The sequence below is a fragment of the Neorhizobium descurainiae genome (assembly GCF_051400715.1).
In the GTDB taxonomy this organism is placed as follows: Bacteria; Pseudomonadota; Alphaproteobacteria; order Rhizobiales; family Rhizobiaceae; genus Neorhizobium.
In genome coordinates, this window is the sequence record NZ_JBLFFK010000001.1 from 405,083 (window position 1) to 424,449 (window position 19,367).

Here is a 19,367-nt window from a genome sequence, read left to right on the forward strand (position 1 = left end):
CCCACAAGGGGGAGGGGCTTAACCTGCCGCACCGTTGGGGCTCGATTTGCCGGTGAGCGTGCCGCGAGTCTTCTCCCCCCTTGTGGGGGAGATGGCCGGCAGGCCAGAGGGGGACTTTCTTTTGCACGTCCTTCGCCAAGGAGCCTCACGCCATGACCATGATCTTCGGCATACCGCTCCAGGCTTTTCTCGGGCAGCTGCTGATCGGCCTGATCAACGGTTCCTTCTACGCGCTCTTGAGCCTCGGCCTTGCGGTCATCTTCGGGCTGTTGCGCGTCATCAACTTCGCCCACGGCGCGCAATATATGCTCGGCGCCTTCGCGGCGATGCTGATGCTGCAGTATTTCGGCATCAACTACTGGTTCGCGCTGGTGCTCGCGCCGGTCATTGTCGGCCTGTTCGGGGCGCTGATCGAGCGCACCATGCTGTCGCGCCTCTACAAGCTCGATCCGCTCTATGGCCTGCTCTTCACCTTCGGTCTGGCGCTGACGATCGAGGGCACGTTCCGCTATCTCTACGGCGCGGCTGGCCAGCCCTATTCCGTGCCCTCCCAACTCGCGGGTGGCACCAATCTCGGCTTCATGTTCCTGCCGATCTATCGCGGCTGGGTGGTGGTCGTCTCGCTCGTCGCCTGTATCGGCACGTGGCTGCTGATCGAGAAGACCAAGCTCGGCTCCTACCTGCGCGCGGCGACCGAAAACCCCGTGCTGGTGCAGGCCTTCGGCGTCAACGTGCCGATGCTGCTCACGCTGACCTACGGCATCGGCGCGGGGCTGGCCGCCTTTGCCGGGGTCCTCGCCGCGCCGATCTACCAGGTCTCGCCGCTGATGGGCTCGAACATCATCATCGTCGTCTTCGCGGTGGTCGTGGTCGGCGGCATGGGCTCGATCATGGGCGCAATCCTGACCGGCTACATGCTCGGCATCGCCGAGGGCCTCACCAAGGTGTTTTATCCGGAAGCCTCGAACATCGTGATCTTCGTCATCATGGCGATCGTGCTTCTCATCCGGCCGGCCGGCCTCTTCGGACGGGATGCGTGACATGACCGATGTGAGCCATTCCGCCGTAAAGCCCCGCCCGGAACGGTCCTCGACCGCTTCGATGACCTATGCGGCCTTCCTGATCGCCGGCCTCGTCTTCCTTGTCGTGGCGCCGGCCTTCTTCTACCCGATCTTCCTGATGAAGCTGCTGTGCTTCGCGCTCTTCGCCTGCGCCTTCAACCTGCTGCTCGGCTATACGGGGCTGTTGTCCTTCGGCCATGCGACCTTCTTCGGCGGCGCGGCCTATTTCACCGCCCATGCGGTGAAGGAATGGGGCTTTTCGCCGGAGCTCGGCGTCTTGACCGGCGTCGTCGGCGCGGCACTGCTCGGGCTCGTCATGGGCTATGTGGCGATCCGCCGGCAGGGCATCTATTTCGCGATGATCACGCTCGCTCTGTCGCAGATGTTCTTCTTCTTCTGCCTGCAGGCGGAGTTCACGCAAGGGGAGGACGGCATCCAGCAGGTGCCGCGCGGCCATCTCTTCGGCTTCATCGATCTGAACAGTTCGACCAACATGTACTACTTCGTGCTGGCCGTGTTCGTGATCGGCATGGTGATCATCTGGCGGTTCATCAACTCGCCCTTCGGGATGATCCTGAAATCGATCCGCGAGAACGAGGCGCGCGCCATTTCGCTCGGTTATTCCGTCGCCCGCTACAAGCTCGGGGCCTTCGTCATGTCGGCGGCGCTCGCGGGGCTTGCGGGCGGGCTGAAGGCGCTGGTCTTCCAGTTCGCGACGCTGACGGACGTCGCATGGCAGATGTCGGGCGAGGTGATCCTGATGACGCTGCTCGGCGGCATCGGCACGCTGATCGGCCCGATCTTCGGCGCCGGCCTGGTTGTGACGCTGCAGAACTATCTGGCGACCTCGGATTTTCCGGTGACGATCATCACCGGCGTCGTGTTCATGGTCTGCGTCCTGGTCTTCCGGCGGGGCATCATAGGAGAATTCTATGCCTCCCGGCTCGGCCGGAAGCTCGGTTTCGAGCATAGGCGGTGAGTATCATTTTGCCCCTCACCCTAACCCTCTCCCCGCCAGCGGGGAGAGGGGACGTGCCCCAAGCGACGCTTCGCTGGAAGCAAGACGGCGCGGCATAACTCCTTCTCCCCGCCAGCGGGGAGAAGGTGCCGGCAGGCGGATGAGGGGCGATCGAGGAAGCGGGCCGTTGCGTTAGATAAATGGATGACATGGAAAACTACGATTACATCATCATCGGCGCCGGCAGCGCCGGGTGCGTGCTCGCCAACCGGCTTTCGAAGGATCCGAGCAACCGCGTCCTGATCCTCGAAGCGGGCGGCAACGACAATTACCACTGGGTGCATATCCCCGTCGGCTATCTCTACTGCATCAACAACCCGCGCACGGACTGGTGCTTCACGACGGAAAAGGAGGAGGGGCTGAACGGCCGCGCGCTCTCCTATCCGCGCGGAAAGATCCTCGGCGGCTGCTCGTCGATCAACGGCATGATCTACATGCGCGGCCAGGCGCGCGACTACGACCTCTGGCGGCAGATGGGCTGCACCGGCTGGGGCTGGGACGACGTGCTGCCGATCTTCAAGACGAGCCAGGATTTCTACCGGGGCGCCGACGACATGCATGGAGTGGGCGGCGAATGGCGCATCGAAAAACAGCGTCTCCGCTGGGCCGTGCTCGAGAGTTTCCAGAAAGCGGCCGAACAGGCGGGCATCCCGATCGTCGAGGATTTCAACCGTGGCAATAACGAGGGCTCCAGCTATTTCGACGTCAACCAGCGCTCGGGCATCCGCTGGAATGCGTCCAAAGCTTTCCTCCGCCCGGCGATGAAGCGGCCGAACCTCACGGTGCTCACCAAGGCGCATGTCCGCCGGCTCATCATCGAGAACGGCGAGGTGAAGGGCGTCGAATTCCAGCACGACGGCGTGACGAAGAAAGCTTATGCGCGGCGGGAAACCGTGCTCAGCGCCGGCGCGATCGGCACACCGCATATCCTCGAGCTCTCCGGCGTGGGGCGCGGCGACGTTCTCCAGAATGCCGGCGTCGAGGTGGTCAGGGAAGTGAAGGGCGTCGGCGAGAACCTGCAGGATCATCTGCAGCTCCGCATGGTCTACAAGGTGACCGGTGTGCCGACGCTCAATGAAAAGGCGTCGAGCCTGATCGGCAAGGCGGCGATCGGGCTGGAATATGCCTTCCGTCGCTCCGGGCCGATGTCCATGGCGCCGAGCCAGCTCGGCATCTTCACCAGGTCCGGGCCGGACAAGGAAACGCCGGACCTCGAATATCACGTCCAGCCCGTTTCGCTCGACAAGTTCGGCGATCCGGTGCACGCGTTTCCGGCGATGACGGCGAGCGTGTGCAACCTCAGGCCGGAAAGCCGCGGCTCGGTGCATCTCAAAAGCCCGGATTTCGCGGCGGCGCCCGGCATTCATCCGAACTATCTCTCGACCCCCGGCGACCGCGACGTGGCGGTCAGATCCATCCGCATCACCCGCGAGATCGTCAGGAAACCGGCGTTCGCGCGCTACCGTCCCGAGGAATACAAGCCCGGCCCGTCGTTCGAGACCGACGAGGATCTGGAGAAGGCGGCCGGCGATATCGGCACGACGATCTTCCATCCGGTCGGCACGGCCCGCATGGGCGCCGATCCGGAGAGCGTCGTCGATCCTCGGCTGAAAATGCGGGCGCTCGGGCGGCTGCGTATCGCCGATGCGTCGATCATGCCCAATATAACCTCCGGCAACACCAATTCGCCGACGATCATGATCGCCGAAAAGGCGGCGGAGATGATCCTGGCGGATAACAGGTAGGATGGGAAATTACATATGCGTGCCCGGCGGTGCGGCACCCCTTAACCCTCCCCCTTGTGGGGGTCCGGAGGACGGGACGGGGCAAGCGACCCGTCCCCGGTTGGTGGCCGGCAGGCGGGAGGGGTTTCATTCTGAATGAAGTCCCCTCCCCAACCCCTCCCCACAAGGGGGAGGGGCTCCACGCATCGCCGAAAGCCTGAATAGGAAGGAAGCAGCATGCCGGAAGCGGCAACCCAGAGCGACGAAATCCTCACCAACCGCATCGGCTCGGCGGCGATCATCCGGCTCAACCGGCCGAAGGCGCTGAACAGCCTCAACCTTGCCATGGTGCGGGCGATGAAGGCGGCGATGGAGCGTTTTGCCGAAGACCCGGAGGTCTCCTGCGTCGTCCTGAAAGGCGAGGGGGAGCGCGGACTTTGCGCCGGCGGCGACATCCGCGTCATCCACGAAATGGGAAAGGCGGGCGATCCGGACGTGACGCGCTTCTGGCGGGAGGAATTTCCGCTGAACTACATGATCGCCCATTATGGCAAGCCCTATGTGGCGCTGATGGACGGGATCGTCATGGGCGGCGGCGTCGGGGTTTCCTCGCATGGCGGGCACCGCATCGTGACCGAGCGCACGCGGCTCGCCATGCCGGAAACCGGCATCGGCTACGTGCCGGATGTCGGGGCGACCTGGTTGCTGCCGCACGCTCCGGGAGAAACGGGGACGTGGATGGCGCTGACGGGCGAGGCGATCGGCGCGGCGGACGCCATCTATGCCGGTCTCGCCGATACCCATGTGCCGTCGGAACGGCTCGGTGCGCTTGTCGATGCCCTCGGCGAGTTGAAGGGCGGCGCTTCCGACGAGCAGGTGCGGGCGGTGATCGACCGTTTCGCCGTCGTGCCGGGCGAAAGCCAACTCGAAGCCAACCGCAAACTGATCGACCGCGCCTTCGGCTTCGAGACCGTCGAAGAGATCGTTGCCGCTCTTGGGAAAGAGGAGGGCGAGTTCGCCGTCAGGACCCGCGAGATCATTTCGAAGCGCTCGCCGACCAGCCTCAAGCTGGCGCTGCGGCTGCTGCGGCTCGGGCGGCAGAGTTCGAGCCTCGTCGAATGTCTGGAACGGGAATTCACCGCCGGCACGGAAATCCTCCGCAATCGCGATTTCTACGAGGGCGTCCGCGCCGCGATCATCGACAAGGACCGCAATCCAAAATGGTCGCCTGCCGGGCTTGAGGAGGTGAGGGGGGCCGATCTCGACCGCTATTTCGCCGCGCGGCATCCGGTATTGTTTCCGGACCACCGGCTCTGAAAACAACATGAACGGGAGGAAGACATGACCAGGATCGCATTCGTAGGCCTCGGCAACATGGGCGGGCCGATGGCCGCCAATCTCGTGAAGGCGGGCCACGAGGTGCGCGGCTTCGACCTTTCGGAGGCATCCCTGAAGGCCGCCGCGGCAGCCGGCGTCAACGGTTCCGCATCGCTGGCCGAGGCCGTGCGCGATGCGGAATGCGTGATCACCATGCTGCCGAAGGGGCAGCATGTGCTGGCCGTCTGGACCGATCTTGCCACCCTCATCGCCGAAGGGACGCTGGTCGTCGACTGCTCCACGATCGACGTGGAAAGCGCCCGGCGCGCCCACAAGCTGGCCGAGGTGATGAACAGCGTCTCGCTCGACGCGCCGGTTTCCGGCGGCACGGGCGGCGCGGCCGCGGGCACGCTGACCTTCATGGTCGGCGGTTCGGAAACCGCGTTCGCCCGCGGCAAGCCCATTCTCGAAGCCATGGGCAGGAAGATCGTCCATTGCGGCGGCGCCGGTGCGGGGCAGGCGGCAAAAATCTGCAACAACATGATATTGGGCATTTCGATGATCGGCGTCTGCGAGGCGTTCGGGCTCGCGGAAAAACTCGGGCTGGCGCATCAGGCCCTGTTCGACGTCGCCTCCACCTCGTCCGGCCAGTGCTGGTCGCTCACCACCTATTGCCCGGTGCCGGGGCCGGTGCCGACCTCACCGGCGAACAACGATTACAGGCCGGGTTTCGCCGCGGCGCTTATGCTCAAGGATCTGACGCTGTCGCAGGAGGCGGCGAAACAGACGGGGGCGGCGACGCCGCTTGGAGCCCATGCGGAGGAGCTTTATGCCGAGTTCGAGAAGGCGGGCCATGGCGGGGACGATTTTTCCGCCATCATTCACATGCTGCGGGAAAAGGCTGGCGGGTAGGGTTTTGGCGGCAATGCCTTTATCCACGTCCGGCCGGGCCGGCGTGGTTGGGAACGGGGCAGGCAGCGGTATGCAAGTGAGAGGTAGGATTTTCTGCCTGCCCCGGCCGCTTCGGCGATCTTCCGAGAGTTGTCAGTTCTCGTCCGACCGCTTTCATCGACCATCACCGGAAACCGAGGCCCGAAACGAACCCTGAGGAGGAGGCCGGTTCGCGTTCCCGGTTTCCCATCCGATGACGTGAAGATTATCGCCCGGTGCCCGAGGGCGGGGAAAAACCGCCTGGTTCTCCCGGCCTAAGCTTTTGAAAAGAGGGCGAAGAATTTTTTCGGCCGGCCGAAATCATCCCCGCAGGCGGCCTGCAAGAGGGCTTAATCGGGTTTGTTTCACCTCGGCAAAGGGAGTAAAATCTTTGCCCCCTGGCCGGCCGGCCAGGCTTGCGATGGAGGAGAAGATGGGACGCAAATTCATCGACTGCCGCGAATTTCCGAGCGAGACGAAATGCACCGTAGCCATCTCGGCCGACAGCACGGACGAGCTCGTCAATGCCGCGGTACAGCATGCCGTTTCGGTGCACGGCCATCATGATACGCCGGAATTCCGCGAAGAGATCAAGAAAGCCATCCACGATCTCGAAGCTCCGCGCACCGTTGCGTGACAGTTTCCTGATGGAGTTCCCGGAGCATTCATAACGCTGCTCTCGTGCCGGAGAGGCAGTGGTGAACCCGGCATTGCGCGAAAAGCTCCGCTAAACACGAGAGAAAATGGACAAAATTTCTAAGGCGGCCTGCAACCGAAGTGGCCGGTTCCTCGCGATTTCATGCGCGTCCCGGTAGTTTTGCCGGCAACATCCAACACCGGAGACTTGCATGAACCGCCTCCTGATCCTCGGCACCGCTCTTGCCGCGCTTTTCGTGACGCCGGCAATGGCGCAGCAGCCGACGAAACTCCTGAACGCTTCCTATGACGTGGCCCGCGAACTCTTCGTTTCGGTCAACGAGGCCTTCGTCAAGCAACATCCCGGCGTCACCGTCGACCAGTCGCATGCCGGCACCTCCAAGCAGGCGCGTTCGATCGTCGAGGGCCTCGAAGCCGACGTGGTGACCTTCAACCAGTCCACGGACATCGATTTCCTCGCCAAGAACGGCTTCGTCTCGAAGGACTGGACCAAGGCCTTCCCGAACAACGCCTCGCCCTTCTATTCCTTCCCGTCCTTCCTGGTGCGCGCCGGCAATCCGAAGAACATCAAGGACTGGAGCGATCTCGCCCGTGACGACGTGCATGCCGTCTTCCCGAACCCGAAGACGTCAGGCAATGCCCGCTACACCTATCTCGCGGCTTACGCCTGGGCCAACGAAGCCTATAAGGGCGACCAGGAAAAGATCGAGGCCTATATCACCAAGATCTTCGACAACGTGCCGGTCTTCGATACCGGCGGCCGCGCGGCGACCACGACCTTCGTCGAGCGCGAGACCGGCGACGTGCTGATCACCTTCGAGGCGGAGACCCGCGGCATCGTCAAGCAGTACGGTGCCGACAAGGTCGAGGGCGTCATCCCCTCGGTCAGCCTGCTCGCCGAATTCCCGGTCGCGGTCGTCGACAAGGTGGCGCAGAAGCACGGCACCGAAGCACTCGCGAAGTCCTATCTCGACTTCCTCTATACGGAAGAAGGCCAGCGCATCGCCGCCGAGTTCGGCCATCGCGTCAGCAACGAGAAGGTCGCCGCCGAGTTCAAGGATCAGTTCCCGGCGATCCGCCTCGTCAATGTCGATGACGTGTTCGGCGGCTGGAATAAGATCCAGTCCGAGCATTTTGCTTCCGGCGGCACTCTCGACAAGCTCTACGGCAGCCGTTAAGTCGTCCCGGGTTTGACCGGCATCGCCAAAATGCTCTTCCGTCATGCTCGGCCTTGTGCCGAGCATCTGCATCGGCCAGATCGCGAGCGCGGCAGATCCTCGGCACAAGGCCGAGGATGACGTCGCGTATGAGGCGAGGTTTGTCATCTCTACACCCGGTGGATTTTCATCCGCCGGGTTTTGCCGTGAGAAGAGGAAATGACCGCTTGAGACGCAATGTCCTGCCCGGATTGCCGCTATCCCTGGGCGTGACCCTGTTCTATGTCGGCCTGATCGTGGTCCTGCCGCTGGCCGCGCTCGTCTTCAAGGCCGCGAGCCTCGGGCCGGAGGATTACTGGCACATCGTCTCGTCGGCGCGGGCGCTGGCGAGCTACCGCGTCACCGTGCTCTCGGCGCTCGGCGCCACGTTCTTCAACCTTTTCTTCGGCCTGGCGCTTGCCTGGGTGCTCACGCGCTACCGCTTTCCCGGCCGGCGTATCGTCGATGCCATGGTGGACCTGCCCTTCGCGCTGCCGACGGCGGTCGCCGGCATTTCGCTGACGGCGCTCTTCTCAACCAACGGCTGGTTCGGTTCCATCCTCGACGATTTCGGCATCAAGGTCGCCTATACGCCGCTCGGCATCATGATCGCCATGTGCTTCACCTCGCTGCCCTTCATCGTCCGCACCGTGCAGCCGGTGCTGGAGGATATCGATCCGGCTCTGGAAGAGGCGGCGCAATCGCTCGGCGGCTCCGACTGGGAAATCTTTCGCAAGGTCATCCTGCCGCTCCTGACGCCGGCTCTCCTGGCGGGTCTTTCGCTCTCCTTCGCGCGCTGCCTCGGCGAGTTCGGCGCGATCATCTTCATCGCCGGCAACCAGCCGATGTCGACCGAGATCACCGCGCTTCTGATCTTCATCCGGCTGGAGGAATACGATTATCCGGCAGCGGCCGCGATAGCCTCCGTGCTGCTCATCGCCGCCTTCGCGATGCTGGCGCTCACCAACTGGATGCAATCGCGCGCCTTGCGCTACACGGTGAGGGGCTGAGCATGAGCGCTATCCGCACAGGCCGAAAGCCGCCGCGCGTCGGCGACCAGCCGCTCTTTCGCCGGGCCCTGATCGGCATCGTGCTCGTCCTGGTCGCTCTCATCATTCTCGCGCCGCTCGTCATCATCGGCGTCGAGGCCTTCGCCAAGGGGTGGGCCGTCTATCGCGACACGATTGTCCATCCCGACACGCAGCATGCGATCGGGCTCACCGTTCTCGCGGCGCTGATCGCCGTGCCGGTCAACACGGCCTTCGGCATCGCGGCCGCCTGGGCGATCACCAAGTTCGATTTTTGGGGCAAGCGTTTCCTGCTCGTGGTCATCGAAATCCCGTTCTCGGTTTCGCCGATCGTCGCCGGCGTCGCCTATCTCTTCGTCTACGGCCTGCAGGGCATTTTCGGGCCGGTGCTGGATGCCTACGGGATAAAAATCCTGTTCGCGATCCCCGGCATCATTCTCGCCTCGATGTTCGTGACAGCCCCCTTCGTCGCCCGCGAGCTGATCCCGCTCATGCAGGCGCAGGGCCGCGATCTGGAAGAGGCCGCCACCTCGCTCGGCGCCTCCGGCTGGCGCACCTTCCTTTCGGTGACGCTGCCGAACGTCAAATGGGCGCTGCTCTACGGCGTGGTGCTCTGCAACGCCCGCGTCATGGGGGAGTTCGGCGCGGTCTCGGTCGTCTCGGGCAATATCCGCGGCCAGACCAACACGCTGCCGCTGCATATCGAGCTGCTCTACCACGACTACCAGGCGACGGGCGCCTTCGCGTCTGCCTCCATCCTGGCGCTCATCGCCGTCTTCACCATCATCGCCAAGGTGGCGCTGGAGCGCCAAGGGGCAGGCAGGCGCGCGGGCCGCGTCAGACCGGCCGCCAATTCCGCGGAGAAAGCCTCATGAAGATCCGCCTCGATCATGTCGTCAAAACCTTCGAGACCTTCCGCGCCGTGCGCGACGTCTCGCTCACCATCGAAAGCGGCGAGCTCGTCGCCCTGCTCGGGCCGTCCGGCTCCGGCAAGACGACCATCCTGCGTATGGTCGCCGGTCTCGAATATGCCGATGGCGGCCAGATCTATTTCGGCGATCAGGACGCGACCGACATTCCCGTGCGCGACCGCGGCGTCGGCTTCGTCTTCCAGCATTACGCGCTCTTTCCGCATATGTCGGTCGCAGAAAACATCGCCTTCGGCATGAAGGTCTCCAAGGTGAAGCGAGAGAAGGCGGCGATCGATGCGCGCGTGACCGAACTACTGCGGCTGGTGCGTCTCGAAGGCCTGGGGGACCGGTTCCCGGCGCAGATTTCCGGCGGCCAGCGGCAGCGCGTGGCGCTCGCCCGGGCGCTTGCCGTCGATCCCAAGGTGCTGCTGCTCGACGAGCCCTTCGGCGCGCTCGACGCCAATGTCCGGCGCGACCTGCGCCGGTGGCTGCGCGAAATCCATTCCGAACTCGGCATCACGACGCTGTTCGTCACCCACGACCAGGAAGAGGCGCTCGACCTCGCCGACCGCGTCGTCATCCTGAAGGACGGGCATATCGTCCAGCAGGGCACGCCGGAGGAGGTCTGCCGCGATCCGCAATCGGCCTTCGTCATGAAATTCCTCGGCGATGCCAACGTGATCGCGGCGGAAGTGCGCGACGGCAAGGCCTATGCCAGCGGCGCGGCGATCGAGGTGTCCGGGCTGGCCGACGGCAAGGCGGAGCTCTACGCCCGGCCCGCCGATCTCGACTGGTCGCTGCAGGGACCGGGAATCCCCGCGAGCATTACCCGCGTGCTGGACCGGCCGGAGGGGAGGCGCGTGCTGGCGACGGCCGAGACGGGCGAACATCTGGAATTCGACGTGGAGCCGGAGCGCACCGTGAAGGCCGGCGACGGCGGCTTCGTGACGCTCAGGCGGGCGAAGGTGTTTGCGATCGGCTGAGCGTTGAGCTCGGGCACCCGGGTATCGCGGGCGACGAATTAAAAAAGGCAGCGACGCGAACCGCTGCCCTTTCCATTTCAAGCAGTCAATTCGAGCATCAGCTCATCTGGCTGACGAAGCGGGTTTCCAGATAGGCTTCGGTCGCTTCCGAGCCGCCTTCCGTGCCGTAGCCGCTGTCCTTGATGCCGCCGAATGGGACTTCCGGCAGCGCCAAACCGTTGTGGTTGATGGTCAGCATGCCGGCTTCCACCTGGCGGCCGAGCGCGTGCGCGGTCTTCACCGAACTCGTGAAGGCGTAGGATGCGAGGCCGAAGGGCAGGCGGTTGGCTTCGGCAATCGCGTCGTCGAAATGCGAGAAACGGTTGATGATGGCAAGCGGGCCGAAGGGCTCGTCGTTCATCACCTTGGCCGAGGTCGGCACGTCGGAGAGCACGGTTGGCTCGAAGAAGTAGCCCTTGTTGCCGATGCGCTTGCCACCGGTCTTCAGCTCGGCGCCGTTGCCCACGGCATCGTGGATCATGTCTTCCATGGCCGGAATGCGGCGGTCGTTGGCGAGCGGACCCATGCCGACGCCCTCTTCGAGGCCGTTGCCGACCTTGATCGCCTGCGCGGCCTTGACGAAGCCGGCGGTGAACTTGTCGGCAATGCCGTCCTGCACGAGGAAGCGGGTCGGGGCGACGCAGACCTGGCCGGCATTGCGGAACTTCGCGGCAGCGGTCACCTCGATCGCCTTTTCCAGATCGGCGTCGTCGAAGATCATCACCGGCGCATGGCCGCCGAGCTCCATCGTGGCGCGCTTCATGTGCTTGCCGGCAAGTGCTGCCAGATGCTTGCCGACCGGGGTGGAGCCGGTGAACGAGATCTTGCGGATGACCGGATGCGGGATGAGATATTCGGACACTTCGGCCGGAATGCCGTAGACGAGGTTGACGACGCCGGCCGGGACGCCCGCATCGGCGAACGCGCGGATCAATTCCGCCGGCGAGGCCGGGGTTTCCTCGGGCGCCTTGACGATGATCGAGCAGCCGGTGGCAAGTGCTGCCGAAAGCTTGCGGACGATCTGGTTGATCGGAAAGTTCCAGGGCGTGAAGGCGGCAACCGGGCCGACCGGCATCTTGATCGCCATCTGCTGCACGCCGCCGAAGCGGGCCGGGATGATCTGGCCGTAGGTGCGGCGGGCCTCTTCGGCGAACCAGTCGATCGTGTCGGCCGCGCCCATGACCTCCATCTTCGACTGGGCGAGCGGCTTGCCCTGTTCGCGGGTCATCATGTAGGCGATCGCATCCGCGCGGGAGCGCATGAGGTCGGCGGCCTTGCGCATCACTTTCGAACGCTCGAAGGCGGCCGTGTCGCGCCAGATCCTGAAGCCCTTGTCGGCCGCCTCCAGCGCCAGGTCGAGATCCGCCTTGCGGGCATGGGCGATCTTGCCGATCACCTCTTCGGTCGCCGGATCGACCACGGGCAAGGTCTCGCCGCCGAGGGCATCGCGCCACTCGCCGTTGATGAAAAGCTTGACGTCGGGATAGGTCTGCATGATGTCCACTTTCGTTCTAAAAGTGCAGGGAAGCGGGGCCTGAGCCGCCCGCAAAGGTGCGGAGAATTCCGGTAGCTGAGTTAGGATAATTGCCGCCGACAATCAACGGCGCAGCCGCTATTAAAGCAATTTCTGTGCATTAAAGATCATCAAAGATAAGGCGGAGTGCAGGCGCTGACCACTTCGCAGCGCTCGGTGCCGATATTGCGGTAGCGGTGCGGCAGGCGGCTGTCGAACAGGAAAGCGTCGCCGCGCCTGAGGATGCGCGTCTGGCCGCCGACGGTGAGTTCCAGCTCGCCGGCGACGACCACGCCGCCTTCCTCCGCCTCGTGGCTCAGCATGGTCTCGCCGGTATCGGCGCCGGGTTCGTAGAATTCATGGAAGATCTGGACGTTGTGGGATTTGGCGTCGCCCACCTGAAGAAGCGTCAGCGCGCCGGTCGAAAGCGGCGTCAGCTCGTCGGCGCGGTAGAATATCTGGTCGACCGGCGGCAGCGTCAGGGCGAAGAAATCGGTCATCGGATAGGAGATCGCCTCGAGGATCTTTTTCAGCGAGGCGACCGAGGGGCTCACCTTGTTCTTCTCGATCAGCGAAACGAGCGAGTGGGTCACTCCCGCCTTCATCGCCAGCGCCCGCTGCGAAAGACCGTGCTGGTGCCGCACCAGGCGAAGCCGTTCACCGACGTTGAAACCGCCATCGGCGTCATCCGCCGTCTTCTCCATGGCGTGCATTCTTCGAATCGACCTTTTCCTATCCTCACCGCCCGATGGAGCGGTTCCACTCAGTGATACACCGAAGGCGGAAATTTGGCCAATGACGAAAAACGGCGTGGAAGGTGAGCGGAGCTTGCTCCGCTCACCTTCCACGCCGTCTAAACGACAATAAACCTCAGAAAAACGCCTGGATGCCGGTCTGGGCGCGGCCGAGGATCAGCGCGTGGACGTCATGCGTGCCCTCGTAGGTGTTGACCGTTTCCAGGTTCTGCGCGTGGCGCATGACATGGAACTCGATCTGGATGCCGTTGCCGCCGTGCATGTCGCGGGCCTGGCGGGCGATATCCAGCGCCTTGCCGCAGTTGTTGCGCTTGACGATGGAGATCATTTCCGGCGCCATCCGGTGCTCGTCCATCAGCCGGCCGACGCGCAAGGAGCCCTGCAGGCCGAGCGTGATCTCGGTCATCATGTCGGCGAGCTTCTTCTGGTAGAGCTGCATGCCGGCGAGCGGCTTGCCGAACTGTTTTCTGTCAAGACCGTATTGACGGGCGCGGAACCAGCAGTCTTCCGCCGCACCCATGACGCCCCAGGAAATGCCGTAGCGGGCGCGGTTCAGGCAGCCGAACGGACCTTTGAGGCCCGAGACGCCCGGCAGCAGCGCATCCTCGGAGACTTCGACGCCGTCGAGCACGATCTCGCCGGTGATCGAGGCGCGCAGCGACAGCTTGCCGCCGATCTTCGGCGCGGAAAGACCCTTCATGCCCTTTTCCAGCACGAAACCGCGGATCTCGTTGTTATGGGCCTCCGACTTCGCCCAGACGACGAAGACGTCGGCGATCGGCGCGTTGGAAATCCACATCTTGGAGCCGCGCAGGCGATAACCGCCCTCGATCTTCTCGGCGCGGGTCTTCATGCCGCCCGGGTCGGAGCCCGCATCCGGCTCCGTAAGGCCGAAGCAGCCGATGAGCTCGCCGGAGACGAGGCCGGGCAGGTATTTTTGTCTCTGCTCGTCGGAGCCATAGGCATAGATCGGATAGATGACCAGCGAGGACTGCACGCTCATCATCGAACGGTAACCCGAGTCGATGCGCTCGATCTCGCGGGCGACGAGGCCGTATGCGACGTAGGAAGCGTTGGCGGCGCCGTATTCCTCCGGCAGCGTCACGCCGAGGAGACCGGTCTGGCCCATCAAGCGGAAGAGTTCCGGCTCGGTCGTTTCGTCGAGATAGGCTTCCTGGACGCGCGGCAGGAGTTCGGACTTGGCGAAGGCGGCGGCGGCATCGCGGATCATCCGCTCGTCTTCGGTCAGCTGATCGTCGAGCAGGAAGGGGTCGTTCCAGGAAAAAGCCAAGGTCATTCCTCCGATGAGAGTTTTGGCGGTTGAAGTTCGGCAATTTGAAGTCTGAAGGATTATCGCCAGCCGATGCGCAGGAGCAAGCACCGTTTACTCATCCCGCCATGATCTATAGTAATAGCGCATGGTCAGCCTCTCGCGAAAATTTCTCCCTTCCACCTCGGCGCTCGCGGCCTTCGATTCCGTTGCCAGGCTCGGAAGTTTTTCCGCTGCCGCCGAAGAGCTGTCGCTGACGCAAGGGGCGATCAGCCGGCAGGTTTCCGGCCTCGAAGAGCAGTTGGGCATTCCGCTTTTCGACCGCACCAGCCGCGGCGTCGTGCTGACGGCCGCCGGTGCGGATTATGCCAAGGCGGTCGCTGCCGCGCTTGCGCAGATCCGTTCGGCCTCGCTCGCCGCCATGACCAAACGGCATAACGATCAGCTGAACCTCGCGATCCTGCCGACCTTCGGCACGCGCTGGCTGATGCCGCGCATCCCGAAATTCGTCGTCCGGCATCCGGAGATCACGCTGAATTTCGCGACCCGCATCGGCATCTTCGATTTCGACCGCGACGGCCTCGACATGGCGATCCATGTCGGCCAACCGGACTGGCCGGGCGCGGAATGCACTTTCCTGATGGAGGAAATGGTGGCGCCGGTCTCGTCGCCGGCCTTTTTGAAGTCGCATCCGATCGGGAAGGGCGAGGACCTGCTGCGGCTGCCGCTCCTGCACATGGCGTCGCGGCCCGGCGCCTGGGCGCACTGGTTCGAAAGCCTCGGGATCACCGGCACGCCGTCGCAGGGCATGCGCTTCGAGCAGTTCGGCAGCGTGGCGCAGGCCTGCATCGCCGGTTTGGGCGTCGCGCTGATGCCGCTCTTCCTGATCGACTCGGAACTGGCGAGCGGCCAGCTGGTGGAGGCCTTTCCGCATCAGGTCAGGAGCCCAAGCTCTTATTATGCGGTGGCGCCGATGAGCAAGACGGGCTTCCGGCCGGTGGCGGCCTTCCGGGCCTGGCTGCTGGAGGAGGTCGGACGGTACCGGGAAGAGGTTGTCGGGTGGTAGCCACACGCTCCCTTCTTCCCCCTTGCGGGGGAGATGTCGCCGGAGGCGACAGAGGGGGTGGTTCTACACTCTCCAGCATTGGGTTTGGGTAGCACCCCCTCTGTCAGCTCTGCTGACATCTCCCCCGCAAGGGGGGAGAAGGGAGTTTGCCGCATCGGCTAGAGCTTCGGCCTCTTATCCAGCCAGTCCGTCGCCGCCTCATAGGCCAGCGCCAGTTCCAGCACCGCCTTGTCGGCCTGCGGCCGGCCGATGATCTGGATGCCGTTCGGCAGGCCCCGGTCGTTGAAGCCGGCCGGCATGGCGGCGACCGGCAGGCCGGCCATCGAGGGGCCGATCACCACTTCCATCCAGCGGTGGTAGGTGTCCATCCTGCGGCCGGCGATTTCCTTCGGCCAATGCGTCGTCGCGTCGAAGGGGAAGACCTGGGCCGACGGCAGGATCAGGTAATCGTAGCGCTCGAACAGCGTCAGCACATGTTGATACCAGGCGCTGCGGCGCTTCGAGGCGAAGTGCACCTCACGGGCCGTCATGTCGAGACCCCGCTCGATCTCCCAGATGATGTCCGGCTTCACCTGCGCCCGCTTTGCCGGATCGTCATAGGCGTCGCGCATGGCGTTGGCGGTGAGCCAGCTTCTGAGCGTCGTCCAGGCGCGCCAGACGTCCGCCATGTCGAATTCCGGCACCGTCTCTTCGACCTTGCAGCCGATCCGCTCGAAGACGGGCAGTGCCGAACGGCAAAGCTCCAGCACGCCGGGTTCGAAGGGCAGATAGCCGCCGAGATCGCCGAGCCAGGCGATGCGGGCGCCGGAAAAATCACGGCCTTCCCGTGGCGTCAGGTCCTCGGTCGGCAGGGACATCGGGTCGCGGGGGTCGTGGCCGGCCTGCGTGGCAAACAGCGCGGCGGCATCGCGGACCGTGCGGCCCATCGGTCCGAGCACGGAAAGGCGGCTGACGAAGAGTTCGGGCTTCAGAGCCGTCGGAACGCGGCCCGGGCTCGGCCGGAAGCCGACGACGTTGTTGAAGGCGGCGGGGTTGCGCAGCGATCCCATCATGTCGCTGCCGTCGGCGATCGGCAAAAGATGCGCCGCCAGCGCCGCGGCCGCGCCGCCGCTCGATCCGCCGGCGGTCTTCGAAAGATCATAAGGGTTTTTTGTCGTGCCGTGGACCGGGTTGTAGCTCTGGGAGCCGAGCCCTTGTTCCGGCGTGTTGGTCTTGCCGATGACGATCGCGCCCGCCGCGCGGACGCGAGCGACCATGACCTCGTCCTTGTCGGGCACGAAATCGGCAAAGAGCGGCGAGCCGTAGGTGCAGCGGATGCCCTTCACCTCGCAGAGGTCCTTGATGGCGATCGGAAGCCCATGCATCCAGCCGCGGGATTTGCCGGATGCGAGTTCGGCGTCGCAGACGGCCGCTTCCGCCAGAAGCTCGTCCGCATCACGCAGGCTGACGATGGCGTTGACCGTCGGGTTGAAGCTTTCGATCCGCGCCAGATAGGCTTGCATGACGCCGGTGCAGGAGATCCGCTTCTCGTGGATCGCCGCCGAAAGGGCGATGGCGGAAAGTCCGGTGATCTCGTCGTCCTGCATTGCTCTGTTTCTCCCTGTCCGCCGGGGATTTCGACTGGCGGCGCGGCGAGAGTCAAGGCAGGATGTGGGGATATCTGTCACCTGGCGGTTACAAAATACTCGACAAAGCGTTTTGATCAAAGTATGCGTGCTTAAACGTTTAATCAGAGCATGCCATGGCCATACTCCGTTCCGGACCGAACATGAGCGCGATCGCCGCCGCCCTCGGCGTGTCGGCTGCGACCGTATCCAATGCGCTGTCCGGAAAAGGGCGGGTGTCGCCGGAGCTGATCGAGAGGGTGCGGGCGAAGGCGGCGGAACTCGGTTACGTGCCGAGCCTCACGGCCCGGGCACTGCGCACCGGCCGCACCGGCGTGCTCGGCCTCGTATTGCCGGATATCGCCAACCCGCTCTTTCCGCAGATCGCCCAGGCGATCGAGAATGCCGCGTCGAATGCCGGCTACGGCGTGCTGATCGCCGACTCCCGCGGTGATGTCGCCAGGCAGACGGAAGCGATCGGGCGGCTTCTGGAACGCGGCGTCGACGGCATGGTCATCGTGCCCCGGCGCGGCACGCGGATCGCCGACGTCGGCTGTCCCGTCGCCGTCATCGATACGCCGTCCACGCCCGGCAATACCGTTTCCGCCGACCATTGGGACGGCGGGGCGCAGATGGGACGGCATCTCGCAGTACTCGGCCACCGCAAGGTTCTGCTGATCGGCACCAGCCCTTCTTCCAACGTGCAGAACGACCGCATCGGCGGGCTGAAAGTCGGTCTCGGCGCCGGCGTCGAGTGCGACACGCTGTGGATCGAGAAGGTCGAGGCCGCCCGCGGCGAAGGTTGTCCGCTCGGCCTTGCGGAAAAGGCCGAAGCGGGGTTCACCGCCTTTGCGGCGGTTTCCGATCTTTCCGCACTGCGGGCGCTGACCGAATTGCAGCGCGCCGGGATCGGCGTGCCGGAAAAAGTCAGCGTCAGCGGGTTCGACGATCTCATCTGGTCGCCGGTCGTCACGCCGGCACTCACCACCGTGCGCATGGACATGGCGGCCATCGCCGATCTTGCCATCGCGGCGCTGATCCGCGCGATCGAACCCGAGGACGAGGCGGAGGAGGCTTCGGCCGGCAAGGCCACGTCCGAGACGGACCGGGTGCCGATGCAGCTCGTCATCCGCCAGTCAACGGGTGCCCCTTGCTCTGGCGGCGCTCCCAGTTCGCATGCCCAACCCTCAATCAAGCCGACAGCAGGAGAGCACAAAACATGAAGAAGGTCATTCTCGCATCGGGCGCCGCCCTGATGCTCAGCATGGGCGCAGCGTATGCGCAGGAAAAGACGCTGACGATTTCCGTCTATGCGCTCGCCCAGGACGAATACAAGGAGATCGTCTATTCTCCCTTCGAGAAGATCTGCGGCTGCAAGCTTGTGGTCGAGACCGGCAACAGCGTCGAGCGCCTGGCCAAGATGGAGGCCAACAAGGCCAATCCGGTGGTCGACATGGCCGTCGTCTCCATGGCCGATGCGCTGGCAGCCTCCCGCGCCGGCCTGATCGACAAGCTCGACACCTCGAAGCTCTCCAATTTCGACAAGCTCTACGACGTGGCGAAGGACCCGAACGGCGACGGCATGAGCGTCGGCTACACCTTCTACGCCACCTCGATCGCCTACCGTTCCGACAAGATGAAGATCGAGTCCTGGGCCGATCTTTTGAAGCCGGAATATGCCAGCCACATCGCCTGGCCGAACGTTACCACCAACCAGGGCCCGCCGGCGCTCTACATGCTCGGCCAGGCGCTCGGCAAGGACACGCCGGACCTGAAGGCGGCGATCGAAGCGGTCGGCGAAAAGAAGGACGAGATCGTCACCTTCTACGAAAAATCCTCGCAGCTCGTGCAGCTCATGCAGCAGGAGGAAATCTGGGCGGCGCCGATCGGCCGCTTCACCTGGGCGCCCTTCACCAAGCTCGGCCTGCCGGTCGCCTGGGCGACTCCGAAGGAAGGCCAGACGGGCGGCATGAACGTCATGATCGTCACCAAGGGTTCGAAGAACCAGGACCTGGCGCTGCAGTTCATGGATTTCTGGCTCTCGACCGAAGTGCAGACCAAGCTTGCCGAAAAGCTGGTGGACAGCCCGGCCAACAGGGAGGTCAAGCTCTCCGACGAGATCGCCAACAACCTCACCTATGGCGAGGAAACGGCGAAGAGCCTCAAGCTCATCCCGTCCGCGGTCTCGCTCGACAACCGCGCCGGCTGGGTGAAGAGCTGGAACGAGGCGGTGGGGCAGTAAGCTCGAACTGAAACTGTAGCCCCCTCATCCGCCTGCCGGCACCTTCTCCCCGC

The 19,367-nt window shown here is 64.2% G+C and carries 17 protein-coding genes; 13 read left to right on the forward strand and 4 right to left on the reverse strand.

Translation table 11 applies throughout. The annotated features are described in order from the left end of the window. Positions 1 to 152 precede the first annotated feature (152 nt). The 10 genes from ACMGE0_RS01860 (at position 153) to ACMGE0_RS01905 (ending at position 10,825) form a co-directional block, all read left to right on the forward strand. Complete coding sequence (locus ACMGE0_RS01860; protein ID WP_436814155.1) at positions 153 to 1,040, forward strand: branched-chain amino acid ABC transporter permease; 888 nt, start codon at positions 153 to 155, stop codon at positions 1,038 to 1,040. Position 1,041: 1 nt separating this feature from the next. Continuing rightward, positions 1,042 to 2,040, forward strand: a complete 999-nt coding sequence (locus ACMGE0_RS01865; protein WP_436814156.1) for a branched-chain amino acid ABC transporter permease — start codon at positions 1,042 to 1,044, stop codon at positions 2,038 to 2,040. A 188-nt stretch (positions 2,041 to 2,228) separates the two neighbouring features. After that, positions 2,229 to 3,824 (forward strand): GMC family oxidoreductase, encoded by a 1,596-nt coding sequence (locus ACMGE0_RS01870; protein ID WP_436814502.1) that lies wholly within the window; start codon positions 2,229 to 2,231, stop codon positions 3,822 to 3,824. A 216-nt stretch (positions 3,825 to 4,040) separates the two neighbouring features. Next, positions 4,041 to 5,120, forward strand: a complete 1,080-nt coding sequence (locus ACMGE0_RS01875) for an enoyl-CoA hydratase/isomerase family protein (protein WP_436814157.1) — start codon at positions 4,041 to 4,043, stop codon at positions 5,118 to 5,120. Positions 5,121 to 5,144: 24 nt separating this feature from the next. After that, the gene (mmsB, locus tag ACMGE0_RS01880) at positions 5,145 to 6,032 is read left to right on the forward strand and encodes a 3-hydroxyisobutyrate dehydrogenase (protein ID WP_436814158.1); all 888 of its coding nucleotides are present in this window, start codon (positions 5,145 to 5,147) and stop codon (positions 6,030 to 6,032) included. Between the two features lie 451 nt (positions 6,033 to 6,483). Continuing rightward, positions 6,484 to 6,687, forward strand: coding sequence for a DUF1059 domain-containing protein (locus tag ACMGE0_RS01885; protein ID WP_436814159.1), 204 nt, complete (start codon positions 6,484 to 6,486; stop codon positions 6,685 to 6,687). Between the two features lie 211 nt (positions 6,688 to 6,898). Continuing rightward, positions 6,899 to 7,885, forward strand: coding sequence for a thiosulfate ABC transporter substrate-binding protein CysP (gene cysP, locus ACMGE0_RS01890; protein ID WP_436814160.1), 987 nt, complete (start codon positions 6,899 to 6,901; stop codon positions 7,883 to 7,885). Between the two features lie 206 nt (positions 7,886 to 8,091). Further along, positions 8,092 to 8,913 carry a sulfate ABC transporter permease subunit CysT gene (gene cysT, locus ACMGE0_RS01895; protein WP_436814161.1) on the forward strand — a complete coding sequence of 274 codons (822 nt, stop codon included), beginning with the start codon at positions 8,092 to 8,094 and terminating at the stop codon, positions 8,911 to 8,913. A gap of 2 nt (positions 8,914 to 8,915) precedes the next feature. Beyond that, complete coding sequence (gene cysW, locus ACMGE0_RS01900) at positions 8,916 to 9,806, forward strand: sulfate ABC transporter permease subunit CysW (RefSeq protein ID WP_436814162.1); 891 nt, start codon at positions 8,916 to 8,918, stop codon at positions 9,804 to 9,806. Then, on the forward strand, positions 9,803 to 10,825 hold the full coding sequence (locus tag ACMGE0_RS01905) for a sulfate/molybdate ABC transporter ATP-binding protein (protein ID WP_436814163.1): 1,023 nt from the start codon (positions 9,803 to 9,805) through the stop codon (positions 10,823 to 10,825). Before cysW ends, ACMGE0_RS01905 begins: the two co-directional genes overlap by 4 nt. A 97-nt stretch (positions 10,826 to 10,922) precedes the next feature. Here ACMGE0_RS01905 and ACMGE0_RS01910 read toward each other — a convergent pair whose 3' ends face one another. The 3 genes from ACMGE0_RS01910 to ACMGE0_RS01920 all read right to left on the reverse strand — a co-directional run bounded on the left by ACMGE0_RS01910 (position 10,923) and on the right by ACMGE0_RS01920 (position 14,429). Then, complete coding sequence (locus ACMGE0_RS01910; protein WP_436814164.1) at positions 10,923 to 12,359, reverse strand: NAD-dependent succinate-semialdehyde dehydrogenase; 1,437 nt, start codon at positions 12,357 to 12,359, stop codon at positions 10,923 to 10,925. A gap of 149 nt (positions 12,360 to 12,508) precedes the next feature. Further along, entirely contained in the window at positions 12,509 to 13,081 is a 573-nt protein-coding gene (locus ACMGE0_RS01915; protein WP_436814165.1) for a cupin domain-containing protein, read from the reverse strand. Positions 13,082 to 13,247: 166 nt separating this feature from the next. Continuing rightward, complete coding sequence (locus tag ACMGE0_RS01920; RefSeq protein WP_436814166.1) at positions 13,248 to 14,429, reverse strand: acyl-CoA dehydrogenase; 1,182 nt, start codon at positions 14,427 to 14,429, stop codon at positions 13,248 to 13,250. A gap of 121 nt (positions 14,430 to 14,550) precedes the next feature. Here ACMGE0_RS01920 and ACMGE0_RS01925 point away from each other — a divergent pair, with 121 nt between their 5' ends. Next, on the forward strand, positions 14,551 to 15,468 hold the full coding sequence (locus tag ACMGE0_RS01925; protein ID WP_436814167.1) for a LysR family transcriptional regulator: 918 nt from the start codon (positions 14,551 to 14,553) through the stop codon (positions 15,466 to 15,468). 158 nt (positions 15,469 to 15,626) lie between these two features. On the opposite strand, the gene ACMGE0_RS01930 is transcribed toward ACMGE0_RS01925, so the two are convergent. Next, positions 15,627 to 17,054 (reverse strand): amidase, encoded by a 1,428-nt coding sequence (locus ACMGE0_RS01930; protein ID WP_436814168.1) that lies wholly within the window; start codon positions 17,052 to 17,054, stop codon positions 15,627 to 15,629. A gap of 155 nt (positions 17,055 to 17,209) precedes the next feature. Between ACMGE0_RS01930 and ACMGE0_RS01935 the strand changes: the two genes are divergently transcribed. Beyond that, positions 17,210 to 18,295, forward strand: coding sequence for a LacI family DNA-binding transcriptional regulator (locus tag ACMGE0_RS01935; protein ID WP_436814169.1), 1,086 nt, complete (start codon positions 17,210 to 17,212; stop codon positions 18,293 to 18,295). After that, positions 18,292 to 19,314 (forward strand): ABC transporter substrate-binding protein, encoded by a 1,023-nt coding sequence (locus ACMGE0_RS01940; RefSeq protein WP_436814170.1) that lies wholly within the window; start codon positions 18,292 to 18,294, stop codon positions 19,312 to 19,314. The genes ACMGE0_RS01935 and ACMGE0_RS01940 overlap by 4 nt, the downstream gene beginning before the upstream one ends. The last annotated feature ends 53 nt before the right edge of the window (positions 19,315 to 19,367 follow it).